The 16,695-nt window shown below is 70.8% G+C and carries 14 protein-coding genes and 1 tRNA gene; 4 read left to right on the top strand and 11 right to left on the bottom strand.

Annotation, left to right across the window (positions count from 1 at the left end):
- The first annotated feature begins 129 nt into the window (after positions 1 to 129).
- Positions 130 to 1,587 carry a glycoside hydrolase family 18 protein gene (locus ACZ56V_RS07775; protein WP_468940141.1) on the top strand — a complete coding sequence of 486 codons (1,458 nt, stop codon included), beginning with the start codon at positions 130 to 132 and terminating at the stop codon, positions 1,585 to 1,587.
- Between the two features lie 115 nt (positions 1,588 to 1,702).
- On the opposite strand, the gene ACZ56V_RS07770 is transcribed toward ACZ56V_RS07775, so the two are convergent.
- The 4 genes from ACZ56V_RS07770 to ACZ56V_RS07755 form a co-directional block, all read right to left on the bottom strand.
- Entirely contained in the window at positions 1,703 to 3,145 is a 1,443-nt protein-coding gene (locus tag ACZ56V_RS07770) for a GH1 family beta-glucosidase (protein ID WP_468940138.1), read from the bottom strand.
- Positions 3,146 to 3,259: 114 nt separating this feature from the next.
- Positions 3,260 to 4,171 (bottom strand): carbohydrate ABC transporter permease, encoded by a 912-nt coding sequence (locus tag ACZ56V_RS07765; RefSeq protein ID WP_356371134.1) that lies wholly within the window; start codon positions 4,169 to 4,171, stop codon positions 3,260 to 3,262.
- 12 nt (positions 4,172 to 4,183) lie between these two features.
- Complete coding sequence (locus tag ACZ56V_RS07760) at positions 4,184 to 5,197, bottom strand: carbohydrate ABC transporter permease (RefSeq protein ID WP_467378490.1); 1,014 nt, start codon at positions 5,195 to 5,197, stop codon at positions 4,184 to 4,186.
- A gap of 5 nt (positions 5,198 to 5,202) precedes the next feature.
- Complete coding sequence (locus ACZ56V_RS07755) at positions 5,203 to 6,528, bottom strand: ABC transporter substrate-binding protein (RefSeq protein ID WP_356371136.1); 1,326 nt, start codon at positions 6,526 to 6,528, stop codon at positions 5,203 to 5,205.
- 364 nt (positions 6,529 to 6,892) lie between these two features.
- Between ACZ56V_RS07755 and ACZ56V_RS07750 the strand changes: the two genes are divergently transcribed.
- Positions 6,893 to 7,948: a LacI family DNA-binding transcriptional regulator gene (locus ACZ56V_RS07750; protein ID WP_398910674.1), complete on the top strand. Its 1,056-nt coding sequence runs from the start codon at positions 6,893 to 6,895 to the stop codon at positions 7,946 to 7,948.
- A 124-nt stretch (positions 7,949 to 8,072) separates the two neighbouring features.
- Here ACZ56V_RS07750 and ACZ56V_RS07745 read toward each other — a convergent pair.
- From ACZ56V_RS07745 to ACZ56V_RS07730, 4 genes are all read right to left on the bottom strand, one after another.
- Positions 8,073 to 8,145 (bottom strand) — tRNA-His (locus tag ACZ56V_RS07745).
- A 123-nt stretch (positions 8,146 to 8,268) separates the two neighbouring features.
- A complete protein-coding gene (gene orn, locus ACZ56V_RS07740) occupies positions 8,269 to 8,871 on the bottom strand; it encodes an oligoribonuclease (RefSeq protein ID WP_467378252.1) in 603 nt (200 codons plus the stop codon).
- A gap of 173 nt (positions 8,872 to 9,044) precedes the next feature.
- Complete coding sequence (locus ACZ56V_RS07735; protein WP_104632157.1) at positions 9,045 to 10,235, bottom strand: helix-turn-helix domain-containing protein; 1,191 nt, start codon at positions 10,233 to 10,235, stop codon at positions 9,045 to 9,047.
- Positions 10,236 to 10,621: 386 nt separating this feature from the next.
- Positions 10,622 to 10,900, bottom strand: a complete 279-nt coding sequence (locus ACZ56V_RS07730; RefSeq protein ID WP_356371143.1) for a hypothetical protein — start codon at positions 10,898 to 10,900, stop codon at positions 10,622 to 10,624.
- A gap of 292 nt (positions 10,901 to 11,192) precedes the next feature.
- Between ACZ56V_RS07730 and ACZ56V_RS07725 the strand changes: the two genes are divergently transcribed.
- A complete protein-coding gene (locus ACZ56V_RS07725) occupies positions 11,193 to 11,720 on the top strand; it encodes a universal stress protein (protein WP_104632155.1) in 528 nt (175 codons plus the stop codon).
- Positions 11,721 to 11,801: 81 nt separating this feature from the next.
- Here ACZ56V_RS07725 and glmS read toward each other — a convergent pair whose 3' ends face one another.
- The 3 genes from glmS to ACZ56V_RS07710 form a co-directional block, all read right to left on the bottom strand.
- Complete coding sequence (gene glmS / locus ACZ56V_RS07720) at positions 11,802 to 13,619, bottom strand: glutamine--fructose-6-phosphate transaminase (isomerizing) (protein WP_104632154.1); 1,818 nt, start codon at positions 13,617 to 13,619, stop codon at positions 11,802 to 11,804.
- Positions 13,620 to 13,670: 51 nt separating this feature from the next.
- Positions 13,671 to 13,928, bottom strand: a complete 258-nt coding sequence (locus ACZ56V_RS07715; protein ID WP_003976012.1) for a hypothetical protein — start codon at positions 13,926 to 13,928, stop codon at positions 13,671 to 13,673.
- Positions 13,929 to 14,015: 87 nt separating this feature from the next.
- Positions 14,016 to 14,903 carry a DUF4429 domain-containing protein gene (locus ACZ56V_RS07710; RefSeq protein WP_468940129.1) on the bottom strand — a complete coding sequence of 296 codons (888 nt, stop codon included), beginning with the start codon at positions 14,901 to 14,903 and terminating at the stop codon, positions 14,016 to 14,018.
- A gap of 114 nt (positions 14,904 to 15,017) precedes the next feature.
- Here ACZ56V_RS07710 and ACZ56V_RS07705 point away from each other — a divergent pair, with 114 nt between their 5' ends.
- A complete protein-coding gene (locus tag ACZ56V_RS07705) occupies positions 15,018 to 16,625 on the top strand; it encodes a beta-N-acetylhexosaminidase (protein ID WP_468940126.1) in 1,608 nt (535 codons plus the stop codon).
- The last annotated feature ends 70 nt before the right edge of the window (positions 16,626 to 16,695 follow it).

Below are 16,695 nucleotides of genomic sequence, written 5' to 3'. Positions count from 1 at the left end.
CTAAGATCGCCAACCCCCGTCCGGATCAGGCCCTTTGACCGTTTCCGGGTCGCTAGCGTGCTGCCGCACCCCCACCCCCCCCGTCGGACCTCCGCCGGGGGCACCGTGAACAGCGAAGGCAGGCACGTGATGCGCACGCACCGACGCAAGGTCAGTGGCAGGAACAAGGCGATCGGCGCCCTCGTCGCGGCGGCCGTGGCCGGTGGCGGGGCGCTGCTGTTCACCAGCACCGCCCAGGCGGCCTCGGTCGGCGCCGCGTACACGAAGACCAGCGAGTGGTCGACGGGCTACACCGCCCAGTACGTCGTCACCAACAACACCGGCCAGGCCAAGGCGGACTGGACCCTGGAGTTCGACCTGCCCGCGGGCGCGAGGCTCGGCTCGCTGTGGAACGCCGAGTCGAAGGCCGACGGGCAGCACGTCACCGTGACCCCGCCCAAGTGGGACACGGACGGGCTGAAGGCCGGCGAGTCCGTCACGGTCGGCTTCGTCGTCAACGGCACCGCCGACCCCACCGGTTGCCTGGTCGACGACGCCGCGTGCTCGACCGACGACGGCGCCACCCCCGAGCCCGGCGGCCGCCCCACCGAGCCCCCGGCCCCCACCCCCACGGCGTCCGACACCGCCGAGCCGACCCCGACCGACACTCCCACCACCCCGGCGCCCACCGGCACCCCCGGCGACGGCACCGCGGCGGGCGCCGGCTTCGCGCCGTACGTCGACACCTCGCTCTACCCGGCCTTCGACCTGCTCGCGCACGCCGAGGCGACCGGCGTGAAGGAGTACAACCTCGCCTTCGTCACCGACGGCGGCGGCTGCACCCCGAAGTGGGGCGGCGTCACCGACCTCGGCAGCGACGCGGTCGCGAACCAGATAGGCGCCCTGCGCGCCAAGGGCGGCGACGTCCGGGTGTCCTTCGGCGGCGCCTCCGGCTCCGAACTGGGCACGACCTGCACGTCGGCCGACGCCCTGGCGGCGGCGTACGGCAAGGTCGTCGACGCCTACCGGCTCACCAAGGTCGACTTCGACGTCGAGGGCGGCGCGCTGCCCGACACCGCCGCCAACACCCGTCGCGCCCAGGCGATCGCCGCGCTCCAGAAGGAGCACCCCGGCCTGGACGTCTCCTTCACCCTCCCGGTGATGCCCGAGGGCCTCACCCAGGCGGGCGTCGACCTCCTCGCCGACGCGAAGAAGAACGGCGTGGACATCGACGCGGTCAACATCATGGCGATGGACTACGGCCCCGCGTACAGCGACGACATGGGCACCTACGCCGAGCAGGCCGCCACCGCCACCCAGGCCCAGGTCAAGGGCGTCCTCGGCCTCTCCGACGCGGACGCCTGGAAGACGGTCGCCGTCACCCCGATGATCGGCGTCAACGACGTCGCCAGTGAGGTCTTCAAGGTCGACGACGCCGCCCAGCTGGTGGAGTTCGCCAAGGCCAGGGGCCTGGGCGCACTGTCCATGTGGTCCGCGACCCGCGACAAGGCCTGCCCCGGCGGCCCGAAGCCCTCGGCCGACGCCACCTGCAGCTCCGTGGACCAGGAGCCGAACGCCTTCGCCAAGGCCTTCGCCGCCTACAAGTAGGCCGGGCTCCTCCCCGCGCGGGGCCGGGCCCCACACCGGCCCCACGAGCGGGGCGCGGCATCCCCCCGTCGGATACCGCGCCCCGCTCAGTCCGTGAGCCGCCCCGCCGGAGGGACTACTGCCCCACGGCGTCCAGCGGCGGCAGCGTCCCGGTGCGGGCCGCCCGGCCGTACCACAGGGCACTCGACTTCGGGGTGCGCTGCTGGGAGGCGTAGTCGACGTACACCGCGCCGAAGCGCTTCTCGTAGCCGTAGGCCCACTCGAAGTTGTCCAGCAGGGACCACAGGTAGTAGCCGCGGACGTCGGCGCCATCGGCGATGGCCTGCCGGACCGCGGTGAGGTGACCGTTCAGGTAGGCGACCCGGTCGGGGTCGTGCACCGAGCCGTCCGCGCCGGGCTTGTCGTCGTAGGCCGCGCCGTTCTCGCTGATGTACAGCGGCATGCCCGGGGCCTCCCGGTTGTACCGCATGATCAGCTCGTGCAGGCCGGTCGGGTCGACGCTCCAGCCCATCTCGGTGCGCTCGCCCGGCGGCTGGTGGAACGCCACGTCCTCCGCGGCGGGCCACGGCGAGTGGTCGCTCGCGCCGTGGCCGTCGGCGCGCGGCGCACGCGAGTCGGCGTCGGCCGCCGACACCACCGTGGGCGTGTAGTAGTTGAGGCAGATCGCGTCGATCGGCTGGCGGATCCGGCCCAGGTCGCCGTCCTGGACGAACGACCAGTCCGTCACCGGCGCGGTGGCCTCCAGGAGCGTCTGCGGGTAGGCGCCGTGCAGGATCGGACCGTGGAAGATCCCGCCGGACAGGTCGTCGATCTTCCGGGCCGCCGCCAGGTCCGCCGGGGTCTGCGACAGCGGCCGCACCACGGACGTGTTGAGGCTGATCGCCACCGAGTTGCGGGCCGGCATCACCGAACGCAGCGCGACCGTGCCCAGGCCGTGCGCCAGGTTCAGGTGGTGCGCGGCGCGCAGCGCGGCCGCCGGGTCGGTGCGGCCGGGGGCGTGCACACCGGAGGCGTAGCCCAGGAAGGCGGCACACCACGGCTCGTTCAGCGTGATCCACTGCTCCACCCGGTCGCCGAGCGCCTCGCCGACGATCTGCGCGTACTCGGCGAACCGGTGGGCCGTGTCCCGCTCGGGCCAGCCGCCCGCGTCCTCCAGCTCCTGCGGCAGGTCCCAGTGGTAGAGGGTGACGGCCGGCTTGATCCCGGCGGCCAGCAGCTCGTCCACCAGGCGGCGGTAGAAGTCCAGGCCGCGCTGGACGGCGGGGCCGCGGCCGGTGGGCTGCACCCGGGTCCAGGAGACCGAGAAGCGGTAGGCGCCGAGGCCCAGGTCCTTCATCAGCGCCACGTCGTCGCGATAGCGGTGGTAGTGGTCGACAGCGACGTCCCCGGTGTCCCCGCCGGCCGTCTTCCCGGGCGTGTGGCTGAAGGTGTCCCAGATCGAGGGCGTACGGCCGTCCTCCCGCACCGCGCCCTCGATCTGGTACGCCGAGGTGGCGGCGCCCCAGAGGAAGGCCGGGGGGAAGGTCACCGGGGTCACCGGCGTTGCGGACTCAGGCATGGAAGCGCTCCCATTGCGGGTCATGGCGGGTCGGGTCGTGGAAGACCGACGCGTGGAAGTACGAGGGGGGAAGGCGGGGCCGGGACGGTGCTGGCCCGGCCCCCGGGACGGGTGTCATCCCTTGACGGCGCCCTGCATGATGCCGCCCACGATCTGCTTGCCGAAGATCGCGAACACCAGGAGCAGCGGCAGCGTGCCGAGCAGCGCGCCGGCCATGATCAGGGACTGGTCCGGGGTGTAGCCGCGGCCCAGTCCGGCGAGGGCGACCTGCACGGTCGGACTGCCGTTCTGCGTCAGCACCAGGAACGGCCACAGGAAGTCGTTCCAGGACTGCACGAACATCAGCATGCCGAGGACGGCCATCGCGGGCCGCGCCGCCGGGAACACCACGTGCCAGATCACGCGCCAACTGCTGGCGCCGTCCACGCGCGCGGCCTCGATGATCTCGTCGGGCAGCGCCTGGAGCAGGTACTGCCGCATGAAGAACACGCCGAACGCGTTCACCAGGGACGGCAGGATCACCGCCTGGAGCTGGTCGGACCAGTCCAGCTGCGCGACCATCATGTACAGCGGGATGATGCTCAGCTGCGGCGGCACCATCATCGTGCCGATGACGATCAGCATCAGCGCGTTGCGGCCGCGGAAGCGCAGCTTGGCGAAGGCGAACCCGGCGATCGTCGACAGGAAGACGATGGTGAACGCCGAGATCCCGGCCACGATCGTGGTGTTGAGGAACGCCTCGCCGAGGTTGGCGTCGGTCCAGGCGATCTCGAGCTTGTCGAACAGGTTGCCGCCGAACCAGAGCGGCGGCGGCGTCTGGGCGAGCCGCTGGTTGTCGCGCGAGGCGGCGATCGCCGTCCACACCAGGGGGAAGAGCGAGCCGATGGTGAACAGGGCGAGGATGATGTAGGCGATCGGCCCGGCGTGCAGTGTGCCGCCCGCCCGTGCCGCCTTGGGACGTCGTCGGCCCCGCCGGGACGGCTCGGGTGCCGCGTCGGCCGGGGGTTTCGTCATGGTCGTCGTCACGGCCGGTTCTCCTTAACTACTGGCGCGCAGCCGGCGCGAGATGACGGCGTTGAGGATCCCGATCACGATGAGGATCAGGAACATCGCCCAGGCGATCGCGGAGGCGCGGCCCAGGTGCTGGTTGACCCAGCCCTGCTCGTACAGGTACAGGCCGAGCGTCTGGAACTGGTGCTGGGAGCCGCCCGAGGCACCCTTGTTCGCGTCGAACAGCAGCGGCTCGCCGAAGACCTGCGAGGCGCCGATGGTCGACACGACGACCGTGAACAGGATCGTCGGGCGCAGCGAGGGCAGCGTGACGTGGATGAACTGCCGCCAGCGGCTGGCGCCGTCCAGCGCCGCCGACTCGTACAGGTCCTGCGGGATCGCCTGCATCGCGGCCAGGTAGATCAGCGCGTTGTAGCCGGTCCAGCGCCAGATGACGATGGTGGACACGGCGAACTTGGACGCCCACGAGCCGTTCTGCCAGTCGATCTTGTCCAGGCCCACCATGTCGAGGACCCAGTTGATCATGCCGTAGTCGCGGCCGAAGAGCAGCACGAAGACCAGCGAGGCCGCGGCGATCGAGGTGGCGTACGGGGCCAGCATGACGACCCGGTAGAAGGTCGAGGCACGCAGCTTGTAGTTGAGGATGTGCGCCAGGCCCATCGCCATCAGCAGCTGCGGCACCGTGGAGATGATGCCGATCCACAGCGTGTTCTTCGCGGCGTTCCAGAAGAACTCGTCGTCGAAGATCCGGGTGTAGTTGTCCAGCCCGGTCCACTTCATGTCGGTGGGCGCGGTCAGCTCCACCGTGTGCAGCGAGGCCCAGCCGGTGTAGATCAGCGGGAACAGGCCGAAGGCGAGGAAGAGCAGGAAGAACGGCGAGACGAACGCGTACGGGCTCCAGCGCATGTCCCGCTGCCAGCGGCGGGAGAGTCTGTCCCGCCTCTTGCGGTCCGCCTCGGCGGACGCCCCGGGGCCGGGCGGGCGGCCCGGGGCCGCGCCCCCCTTGACGGGGGACGCGGCGGTGTCGTGCCGGGTGGTCATTCCGGTCACTTCTCCAGGTTGTTGTCGATGGTCTTCACGGCGTTCTCCCAGGCGTCCTTCGCGGACTTGCCCTGGGTGACGAGGATGACGCCGTTGTCGGTCAGACCCTGCTGGACGATCTGGTCCTTCGGGCCGATCACCTGGGTCGGGATCTGCTCGGCGGCCTTGGCGAACAGCTCGCCGATCGGCGCGTCACCGGTCATGTCGTTCTTGCCGCCGGTCACCTGGGGAAGCTTGTACGCGGCGGGCGCGCTCGGGAAGCTGCCCATCTTGGAGAAGAGCTTGGCCTGCTGCTCGGGCGCGGTCAGCCAGGTCACCAGCTTCTGCGCCTCCTTCACGTGCTTGCCGCCCTTGGGCACGCCCAGGAAGGTGCCGCCCCAGTTGCCGGCCTTCGGGGCCTGGGCGACGTCCCACTTGCCGGCGGAGTCCGGCTGGGACTTGGCCTTGATGGTGCCGAGCATCCACGGCGGGCAGGCGACGGTGGCGAACAGGCTGTTGGAAATGGTCTGGTCCCAGGCCGGCTGGAACTGGGTCTGCGACTGGACCAGTCCCTTCTCGGCCGCCTCGGCGGTCAGGTCGAAGGCGTCCTTGACGGCCGGGTTGGTCTTGTAGATGACCTTGCCGGAGGAGTCGTAGAACTTCTCGTCCTCACTGCTGAGGACGGCGTTGATCAGGCCGCCGGGGGAGTCCATGAAGTAGGTGTCCTTGCCGGCACCCTTCTTGTACTTCTCGCCGGCCTCGATGAACTTGTTCCAGTCCCCGGCCCACAGCTTGGAGACCTCTTCGCGGTCGGTCGGCAGGCCGGCCTTCTCGAACAGGTCCTTGCGGTAGCAGATGGCCATCGGGCCGATGTCGGTGCCCAGGCCGATCGTGGCGCCGGCCTTGGTGGTGGCCTGCTGCCACTTCCAGTCGAGCCAGTTGCTCTTCTGGACACCCGCGGCCTTGGACATGTCCTCGAACTTGTCCGCCTGGGTGGCGACGACCTCGGCGATGTTGCCGACCTCTATCGCCTGCACGTCCTGGAGGCCGCTGTTGGTGGTGAGGTGGTTCACCAGGGCGGGGTAGTAGTTCTCGTTCCGCTCGGTGACGTTCTCCTCGATGTTGATGTCCGGGTTGAGCTTCTCGTACTCGTCGTAGAGACCGGCCTCCTTGAAGCCCATCGTCCCGAACAGACCGAGGGTGATCGTGGTCTTGCCGCTGCTGTCGCCCGACGACGAGCTGTCCTCGTCGTTCCCGTCGTCGGCACAGCCGGCCAGCAGCCCGGCGCCCAGCGACGCGATGGCCGCCATGACCACCACCCTGCGGGCCGATCCTCTGCGTGCTGCTCGCATTGCGTCCTCCTGTTGCCCTGACGTGCCGACCCCCCGGCCAACTACATGGTTGGACCCGCTGCTTCATGTGTTTCGTTCGTCGCTGCGGCTCGGGCGGGGAACGTGCGGGATGTGTATGTGCCAGGTAGTGTGGGAGCGCTCCCACAAGTGATGTGTTGAAGAGTCGTCGGTCCGGGCGGGGGTGTCAAGGGAGCGGACGCGGCGAATTGCGTTCAGTTATCGGCCTGTTAACTGGACGTTGCGAACGGCGCGGAGACACCCCCGTACCGCCGGGGAGGGACCGGAGTCGGTCATTACACCCGACCGGCCTGTTAAATTCCAGGCCAGCCGCAGAGTGCGGGGGTGACGACGGGAGGCGGAGCCGATGGCAAGCCACGGAGTGCGTGGTCGGAGCGGTGGCCGGCCCACCCTCGAAGAGGTGGCGGCACGCGCGGGCGTCGGCCGCGGCACGGTCTCCCGCGTGATCAACGGCTCGCCGCGGGTCAGCGACGCGACCCGGGCGGCCGTCGAGGCGGCGGTCGCGGAGCTCGGTTACGTCCCGAACACGGCCGCCCGCGCGCTGGCGGCCAACCGCACGGACGCGATCGCCCTCGTGGTGCCGGAACCGGAGACCCGGTTCTTCGCGGAGCCGTACTTCTCGGACATGCTGAAGGGCGTCGGCTCCGAGCTGTCCGAGACCGAGATGCAGCTGCTGCTGATATTCGCGGGCAGCGACCGGGAGCGGGAGCGGCTCGCCCAGTACCTCGCGGCGCACCGGGTGGACGGCGTCCTGCTGGTCTCGGTGCACGCCGACGACCCGCTGCCCGACCTGCTGACCCAGCTGGAGATCCCCGCGGTGATCAGCGGCCCGCGCTCGGCCGCGGAACCGCTGGCCTCGGTGGACTCGGACAACTACGGCGGCGCCCGCTCGGCCGTCGAGCACCTGCTGTCCCGGGGCCGCGGACGCATCGCCCACATCACCGGTCATCTCGCGGTCTACGGCGCCCAGCGACGCGTCGACGGCTACCGCGACGCCTTGCGGGAGGCGGGCCACGAGGTGGACGAGGGGCTGATCGAGCCGGGCGACTTCACCGAGGAGGGCGGGCGCCGCGCGATGGCGGAGCTGCTGCGCCGCCGCCCCGACGTGGACGCGGTCTTCGCCGCCTCGGACGTCACCGCGGCGGGCGCGGGCCAGGTCCTGCGCGAGGCGGGCCGGCGCATCCCGGACGACGTGGCGCTGGTCGGCTACGACGACTCGGCCATCGCCCGCCACATGGAGCCGCCGCTGACCAGCGTGCGCCAGCCCATCGAGGAGATGGGCCGCGCGATGATCGACCTGCTGCTCGCCGAGATCGCCGACCGCCGCCCGGCCGCTTCACGGGGCCTGGAACGCCATCAGGTGGTCCTGGCGACGGAGCTGGTGGAGCGCCGGTCGTCCTGAGGGCCGTACACGGGGCCGCGCGCGAGGGTGTGCGGCCCCGGTCGGCACCCTCTGCGCGCGGAGTGAGTGCTCTCACGCAATCAGCCGGTGACTCTCTCGCGAGAGCCACCGGCTGATTACTCAGGGTGAGTGACGGGACTTGAACCCGCGGCATCCTGGACCACAACCAGGTGCTCTACCAGCTGAGCTACACCCACCAAGGCCGGTGCTCGAAATCCCGTGTGGCGGGGTTTCCCGACCGGCTGAGAAAAAGTGTACAGGGTCCGAAGGGGTGCTCGCGCCCGGCTTTCCGGAGGCCGCCGCCCGGCGGACCCGCGCCCCTAACCGGCGGAGACGACGTGCTTCGCGGCGATCGCCCTGGCCGTGTCGGAGTCGGGGCCGGGCTGCGGGACGAAGACCGCCTCCCGGTAGTAGCGCAGTTCGGCGATGGACTCGCGGATGTCGGCGAGCGCCCGGTGGTTGCCGTTCTTCTCGGGGCTGTTGAAGTACGCCCGCGGGTACCAGCGGCGGGCCAGCTCCTTGATCGAGGAGACGTCGACGATCCGGTAGTGGAGGTAGCCCTCCAGCGTCGCCATGTCCCGCAGCAGGAAGCCGCGGTCGGTGCCGACGGAGTTGCCGCACAGCGGGGCCTTGCCCGGCTCCTTCACGTGCTCCCGCACATACGCCAGGACCTGGGCCTCGGCGTCCGCCAGGGTCGTGCCGCCGTCCAGCTCCGCGAGCAGTCCGGACGCGGTGTGCATCTCCCGCACCACCTCCGGCATCGTCTCCAGGGCCTGCTCCGGCGGGCGGATGACGATGTCGACGCCCTCGCCGAGGATGTTCAGCTCGGAGTCGGTGACGAGGGCGGCAACCTCGATGAGCGCGTCGTCGGACAGCGAGAGGCCGGTCATCTCGCAGTCGATCCACACCATGCGATCGTTCATGCGGGCCACTGTACGGGGGACGCCTGTCTCTTGGTCCCCGGCGTCCGTGCCGGCCCTGCTGGGGGCTGCCGCCCCCAGGTCCCCGCTTCGGCCCTGAACGGGCCTCGTCCTCAAACGCCGGACGGGCTGAAACAGCCCGTCCGGCGTTCAGAGCGAGCGGTCGGCTCCTGACCTCACGGTGCGCTGCGCTGGCCCGGGACGCTTGCCGCGCCCGCCGGCATGGGGGTCGCCGTGCGGCGGGTCTGGAACGGGACCGCGTTCTCCGGGGGGAGGGCGGCCGGTGGGTCGGACGGGGGCAGGGGCCGGGAGGCGCCCGCGGTGTCCGGGTCGGGCTGGCGGTCGCCCTGGGGGCGGCGGGCCCGGTAGGCCGCTCGGTAGGCGGCCGGGGACGAGCCCAGCTGGCGGCGGAAGTGGCCGCGCAGGGCGACCGGCGAGCGGAAGCCGCAGCGGCCCGCGACCTCGTCCACCGAGTAGTCCGACGTCTCCAGGAGGCGCTGCGCCTGGAGGACCCGCTGGGTGATCAGCCACTGGAGCGGGGCGCTGCCCGTCAGTGAGCGGAACCGGCGGTCGAAGGTGCGGCGGCTCATGTAGGCGCGCGCGGCCAGCGTCTCCACGTCGAACTGCTCGTGGAGGTGCTCCAGCGCCCAGGCGACGACCTCGGCGAGCGGGTCGGCGCCGATCTCCTCCGGTAAAGACCTGTCGAGGTAGCGCTCCTGGCCGCCGCTGCGACGCGGGGGGACCACCAGCCGGCGGGCCAGCGCGCCGGCCGCCTCGTTGCCGTGGTCGGTGCGCACGATGTGCAGGCACAGGTCGATCCCGGCCGCGGTGCCGGCGGACGTCAGCACGTCGCCGTCGTCCACGAAGAGTTCGCGCGGATCGACGTGCACCGACGGATAGCGCTTGGCCAGCGTCGGTGCGTACATCCAGTGCGTGGTGGCGGGGCGGCCGTCCAGCAGGCCGGCCGCCGCGAGGACGAAGGCACCCGTGCACAGTCCGACTATGCGGGCCCCCTCCTCGTGCGCCCGGCGCAGTGCGTCGAGCGCCTCCTCCGGTGGCGGCGAGGTGATCGACCGCCAGGCCGGTACGACGACCGTGCCCGCGCGCGAGATCGCCTCCAGCCCTTGTGGCGCGGTGAGTTCCAGGCCCCCTGTGGTCCGCAGCGGGCCCTCCTCGCCGGCGCACACCAGCAACCGGTAGCGCGGCACGCCGGCGTCCTGGCGGTCGATCCCGAACACCGACAGCGGTATGGAACTCTCGAAGATGGGGCCGCCGCTGAACAGCAGCACCGCGACGATCTCCTTGCGGCGTCGCCCGGAAAGCTTCCGGGCCGCGGCTTCCGGCGCGGCAGCGGAGTCGTGGCTCATACTGCTAAGCCCCCCTCGGTGGTCGCGGCGCCCTTCACCCTTCGGGTCTGTCGCTCCAACACGTTTCCCCTCGGTCCTGCACGAGTCCCCCGCCGTAGACGGTCAAGATCGAATCTACTGTGTCCCGCCGCGCCGAGGTGGCTGGTTCGGCACTTGGGACATTGTCGACATGGCAACTTGGCGTGAAGCAGTCGATCACGAAGCGTTGCACTCCGGGGCGCCCCTGGGAAGTGCGCCTTGTGTCAGTGGCCAATCCACGTAGGGTGCGGAGGGGTGCCGAGACCCTTTCCGTGCAGGTGGAACGGGGGTTTGGGGGTGGTGAGGGGTGCGGATGCGCCACCTGCGGAAGTTGGCTGAAAAGAAGCGGAACGGTGCGCGGAAACCGGTCAGTCGACCGGTGTGTTTTCCCCGGCGTGCCGCCCGCCCCTGCGGACCCGCGGCCGGGCCGCGACACGTTCGGAACGCCGCAGCAGCAGACGGCACACGCCGGTCACGGCGGCCAGACCGAAGGCCGTGCCGGCGGCACCCGCGAACGAGGTGCCGTACCAGAGGAGCGCGACGGGGACGAGAAAGCAACTGAACGCCGCCCAGCGGACGAGATCGGTGACGCCGTCCCGGCCGGGTGGGCCGGACGTCGGGTCGGCGGGACGGTGCGATCCTGACACGGGTGCTCCCTGGGATGGCGGCATGGAGATCAACGCCCGCGCGGGACGTCGGTCACGACCGGCCACGGACAGTTGAATCCTGCGCAAACCGCCTGTACAGAGCAGCAACCATTGCGTTACGGGCGCCCTCTCGGGCATGCTCCGGGGAATCCCGCGGGGACCCCCTGCGAGATCTGGGCGAAGGAGGCGTGCCGCCGTACCCTTGGGGGTATGGGGTTGGGAAGACCATTCCCGGACACAGCTCCGCCGCACACTGTCGTCCCCCATAGAGGATAAAAACGCCGAGACAGCCATGGCCGGTCACGAATTCTTCGAACCCGCGGACCGCAAGCGGCCCGTCGCCGAACCTACGGCGGCCGAGCCCCTGGCGGCGGAAGAGCCACGCCAGTCGTGCGACCCAGCCTTCAAGCACGGTGTCGTCGTCGGCTTCGACGGCTCCACCTCCAGCGAGCGTGCCCTCGCCTACGCCATCGGCATGGCCTCCCGACTGGGCTCCGGCCTGGTCATCGTGCATGTCGCCAACCGGCTGCCCACCACCGTGTGGGCCGGCTGCGAACCCCCGGTCTTCGTCGACGTGCCCGACCACCGCACCGAGGTGCTCGGTCTGGAGCTGGCGTGCGCGGACTACCTCGCCGAAGTGCCCTGGATCCTCGTCGAGCGCGGTGGCGACATCTGCCACGAACTCGAAGAGGTGGGGCGGGAGTACGAGGCGGACGCCATCGTCGTCGGCTCCAGTCACGGCCTGGTCGGCCGGATCTTCGGCTCCGTCGCCGGCCGGCTCGCCAAGCGGGCGAAGCGGCCCGTGGTGGTCATTCCCTGACGTACCGGACGTTTCCGGCGCGACGAACGGCCCCCGCCCGTGTCACCACGTGCGAGGGCCGTCCCGGAGGCACGCAGGGGGCTACTCCACCGTCACCGACTTGGCGAGGTTGCGGGGCTTGTCGATGTCCCGGCCGAGCGCCAGCGCCGTGTGGTACGCGAGGAGCTGGAGCGGGATGCCCATGAGGATCGGGTCCAGCTCGTCCTCGTTCTTCGGGACGACGATGGTGTGGTCGGCCTTCTCCTGCTCCTGGTGGGCGACGGCGAGGATCTGACCGCTGCGGGCCTTGATCTCCTCCATCGCCGCGCGGTTCTTCTCCAGCAGGTCGTCGTCCGGCACGATCGCGACCGTCGGCAGGGCCGGCTCGATCAGGGCGAGCGGGCCGTGCTTCAGCTCGGAGGCCGGGTAGGCCTCGGCGTGGATGTAGGAGACCTCCTTGAGCTTCAGGGAGGCCTCGCGGGCCACCGGGTAGCCCCGCACGCGGCCGATGAAGAGCATCGAGCGGGCGTCGGCGTACTGCGCGGCCAGCTTCTTGATGTCCTCCTCCTGCTCCAGCATCTCGGAGATCTGCGCGGGCAGCTTGCGCAGGCCCTCGATGATCCGCTTGCCGTCGCGCACGGACAGGTCGCGGGTGCGGCCCAGGTGCAGGGCGAGCAGCGCGAAGGCGACGCAGGTGTTGGTGAAGCACTTGGTGGAGACGACGCAGACCTCGGGGCCCGCGTGCACGTACATGCCGCCGTCGGCCTCGCGGGCGATCGCCGAACCGACGACGTTGACGATGCCGAGGACCCGGGCGCCCTTGCGCTTCAGCTCCTGCACGGCGGCCAGCACGTCGTAGGTCTCACCGGACTGGGAGACGGCGATGTACAGGGTGTCGGGGTCGACGACCGCGTTGCGGTAGCGGAACTCCGAGGCCGGCTCGGCGTCCGCGGGGATGCGGGCCAGTTCCTCGATCATCTGGGCGCCGATCTGGCCCGCGTGGTACGAGGTGCCGCAGCCGAGGATCTTCACGCGGCGCACGGCGCGCGCGTCGCGGGCGTCCAGGTTCAGGCCGCCGAGGTGCACGGTGGAGAAGCGGTCGTCGATCCGGCCGCGCAGCACGCGGTCCACGGCCTCGGCCTGCTCGTGGATCTCCTTGTGCATGTAGGTGTCGTGGCCGCCCATGTCGTAGGAGGCGGCCTCCCACTCGACGGTGGTCGGCTCCGACGTGGTGCGGGTGCCCTCGGTGGTGTAGGTGCGGAAGTCGTCGGCCTTGAGGGTGGCCATCTCGCCGTCGTCGAGGGTGACTATCTGCCGGGTGTGGGCGACCAGCGCGGCGATGTCGGAAGCGACGAACATCTCCTTCTCGCCGATGCCGAGGACGACCGGCGAGCCGTTGCGGGCCACGACGATGCGCTCGGGGAAGTCGGCGTGCATCACGGCGATGCCGTACGTGCCCTCGATGACCCGCAGGGTCTCGCGGACCTTGTCCTCCAGCTTCTCGGCCTCGGAGCGGGCGATGAGGTGGACGAGGACCTCGGTGTCGGTCTCGGAGAGGAACTCGACGCCGTCCGCCTCCAGCTTGCGGCGCAGGTCGGCGGCGTTGTCGATGATGCCGTTGTGGACGACGGCGACCTTGTTGTCGGCCGACATGTGCGGGTGGGCGTTCACGTCGGAAGGGGCGCCGTGGGTGGCCCAGCGGGTGTGGGCGATGCCGGTGGTGCCCTTGAAGCGCGCCGGGACCTTGGCCTCCAGGTCGCGCACCCGGCCCTTGGCCTTGACCATCCTCAGGCCGGCCGCCTTCGGGGAGGTGACGACGATGCCCGCCGAGTCGTACCCGCGGTACTCCAGGCGCTGGAGGCCTTCGAGGAGCAGGGGCGCGACGTCACGCTTGCCGATGTATCCGACGATTCCGCACATGTATCGGTAAACCTCGTGTCTCTCTTCGGCCTCTCGGCCGTAGCCGGCTTCTCAGCCGTAGACGATGCGGCGCAGCTGACGGAGCGACAGCTCCGGGGGTGCGACCGCCCGGTATTTCAGTTCCGCCTCGATCCGCTCGAAGATCGTCGCGTTCACCAGGCCCTGGGCCTGGAGCTCGCGGTGGCGGCGACGGACGTATTCCTCGGTCGTCTCGTCGAAGTAGGCGAGCACGTCCTGGACCACACGCAGCGCCTCGCCCCGGCTCAGGGGGGTGGACCGCGTCAGATGATCAACGAGTTCGTCGTGCACCCGGTAGATCCTGGGGTAAGAGAGACGCTTGTGCAAGAATCCTGCCCGATATCGGGCAGGCGTGGGGAATGCTGCGTTCAGCCGTGACTACATGCGCTTCAGTACCGCCTGCTTCGCCAGGGTGAACTCCTCGTCCGTCAGTACCCCGGAGCGGTGCAGTTCGCCCAGTTCCCGCAGCCTTCGCAGCAGGGCGTCGTGGTCGTCCTCGGCGGCCGGTGCGGGGGCGGGCGCGGAGGTCTCGTCGGCCGGGCGGGCCTCCTCCAGGGCTGCGCGGGCGGCCGGGTGCGGGAGGCGGGCCTGCACGGCCGCGGCCACCAGGGCCATCAGCGGGTCCTTCTTGAAGCCCCACAGCTCCACGGCGTTGGGGTCGTACTTCGGCGGCACCTTGCCCGGCGCCGCCCGCACGGTGAAGCGGAGGTGGCCGTTCTCCAGGCCGACCGTCGGCTGCCACTCCACCGCGGCGATGTCGGCGAGGGGCAGGGTGCGCGGTCCGGCGGCGGACTTGGCGTCCTCCGCCTGCCACTTCCACTCCAGCCGCACCCGTTCCCCGTCGAAGCTCGCGATCCCGTCCCCGGCCGACACCGACAGCGGCACCGAGGGCCCCGGCAGCAGATAGGCGTCCACCGGGCCGGACGGAACCTGGTCGAGGAGCAGCGCGTTGCGCACCTCGTCCACGAAGTACTCGGCCACCCCGTACCGGTCGGACTCCACCAGGAGCTGGTACGGGTCGTGCGGCTCGGTCAGCCGGCCGCCCGTCGCGTGCAGCAGGGGGTCGGCGCCGTCCCGCAGCCGCAGCCTGAGCCGCCCCGACCTCTTCCCCTGCTCGAACGATATGCCCGCCAACGCGGCCAGCGGCACGAGCAGTTCACCCAGTTCCCTGCGGAGCAGACTGACGTTCTTGTCCCGGCCGGGTGTCAGCCGCAGGGCATCGCCGTCGAAGACCCACGTTCCGTCCTTCTGGATGATTTCCGCCATGCGGGGATTGTTTCATCGCTCCCGCGGGCGGTGATGGTGCGGGAGAGTGGTCCGCACCCGTCCTCAACCCCCGTCCCCGGACCCCTGATTGCACGCCTCGCGAAGGGAGCGCACGTGAGACCTCATCGACGGCACCACAGAACGACTCCCCGCATCACCCGGCTGCTGGGATCGCTGCTGCTGGTGGCGGCGGTCGGCGCCATGACCACCGGCGCCGCCCCGGACCGGAAGACGGCCGCGGAACCGACCCCGCTGGACCGGGTGATCCCGGCCCCCGCCTCGGTCGATCCCGGCGGCGCCCCGTACCGCATCACCCGCGGCACCCACATCCGCGTCGACGACTCGCGCGAGGCCCGCCGCGTCGGCGACTACCTCGCGGACCTCCTGCGGCCCTCCACCGGTTACCGACTGCCCGTCACCTCCCACGGCCACGGCGGCATACGGCTGCGCCTGGCCGAGGGCGCGTACGGCGACGAGGGCTACCGCCTCGACAGCGGACGCTCGGGCGTCACCATCACCGCCCGTGAGGCCGCCGGGCTCTTCCACGGCGTCCAGACCCTGCGTCAGCTGCTGCCCGCCGCCGTCGAGAAGGACACCGCGCAGCCCGGCCCCTGGCTGGTCGCGGGCGGCACCATCGAGGACGCCCCGCGCTACGCCTGGCGCGGCGCCATGCTCGACGTCTCCCGGCACTTCTTCAGCGTGGACGAGGTCAAGCGCTACATCGACCGAGTCGCCCTCTACAAGTACAACAAGCTCCATCTGCACCTCAGCGACGACCAGGGCTGGCGCATCGCCGTCGACTCCTGGCCGCGCCTGGCGACGTACGGCGGCTCCACCGAGGTCGGCGGCGGACCCGGCGGTTACTACACCAAGGCGGACTACCAGGAGATCGTCCGCTACGCGGCCTCCCGCCACCTGGAGGTCGTGCCCGAGATCGACATGCCCGGCCACACCAACGCCGCCCTCGCCTCCTACGCCGAGCTGAACTGCGACGGCGTGGCACCCCCGCTCTACACCGGCACCAAGGTCGGCTTCAGCACGCTGTGCGTGGGCAAGGACGTCACCTACGACTTCGTGGACGACGTCCTCGGCGAACTCGCCGCGCTCACCCCCGGCCGCTACCTCCACATCGGCGGTGACGAGGCGCACTCCACGCCGCACGCCGACTTCGTGACGTTCATGAAGCGGGTGCAGCCGATCGTCGCCAAGTACGGCAAGACGGTCGTCGGCTGGCACCAGCTGGCCGGCGCCGAACCGGTCGAGGGGGCGCTCGTCCAGTACTGGGGCCTGGACCGCACCAGCGACGCGGAGAAGGCCGAGGTCGCCGAGGCCGCGAGGAACGGCACCGGGCTGATCCTCTCCCCGGCCGACCGGACGTACCTGGACATGAAGTACACCAAGGACACCCCGCTGGGCCTGTCATGGGCGGGTTACGTCGAGGTGCAGCGGTCCTACGACTGGGAACCGGCCGCCTATCTGCCGGGCGCCCCGGCCGAGGCGGTCCGCGGGGTGGAGGCCCCGCTGTGGACGGAGACCCTGTCCGACCCGGACCAGCTGGACTTCATGGCCTTCCCGAGGCTGCCGGGCGTCGCCGAGCTGGGCTGGTCCCCGGCGTCGACGCACGACTGGGACACCTACAAGGTGCGGCTCGCCGAGCAGGCACCGCGCTGGGAGGCGATGGGGATCGACTACTACCGCTCGCCGCAGGTGCCCTGGACCTGACCCGGACGGCACGACGGGCACCCCGGAGGACCGTCTCCGGGGTGCCCGTCCGTGGGTGAGGGGCGCCGAC

The organism is Streptomyces sp. NPDC034099 (assembly GCF_055575415.1).
This window is presented reverse-complemented; position numbering and strand designations above follow the sequence as displayed.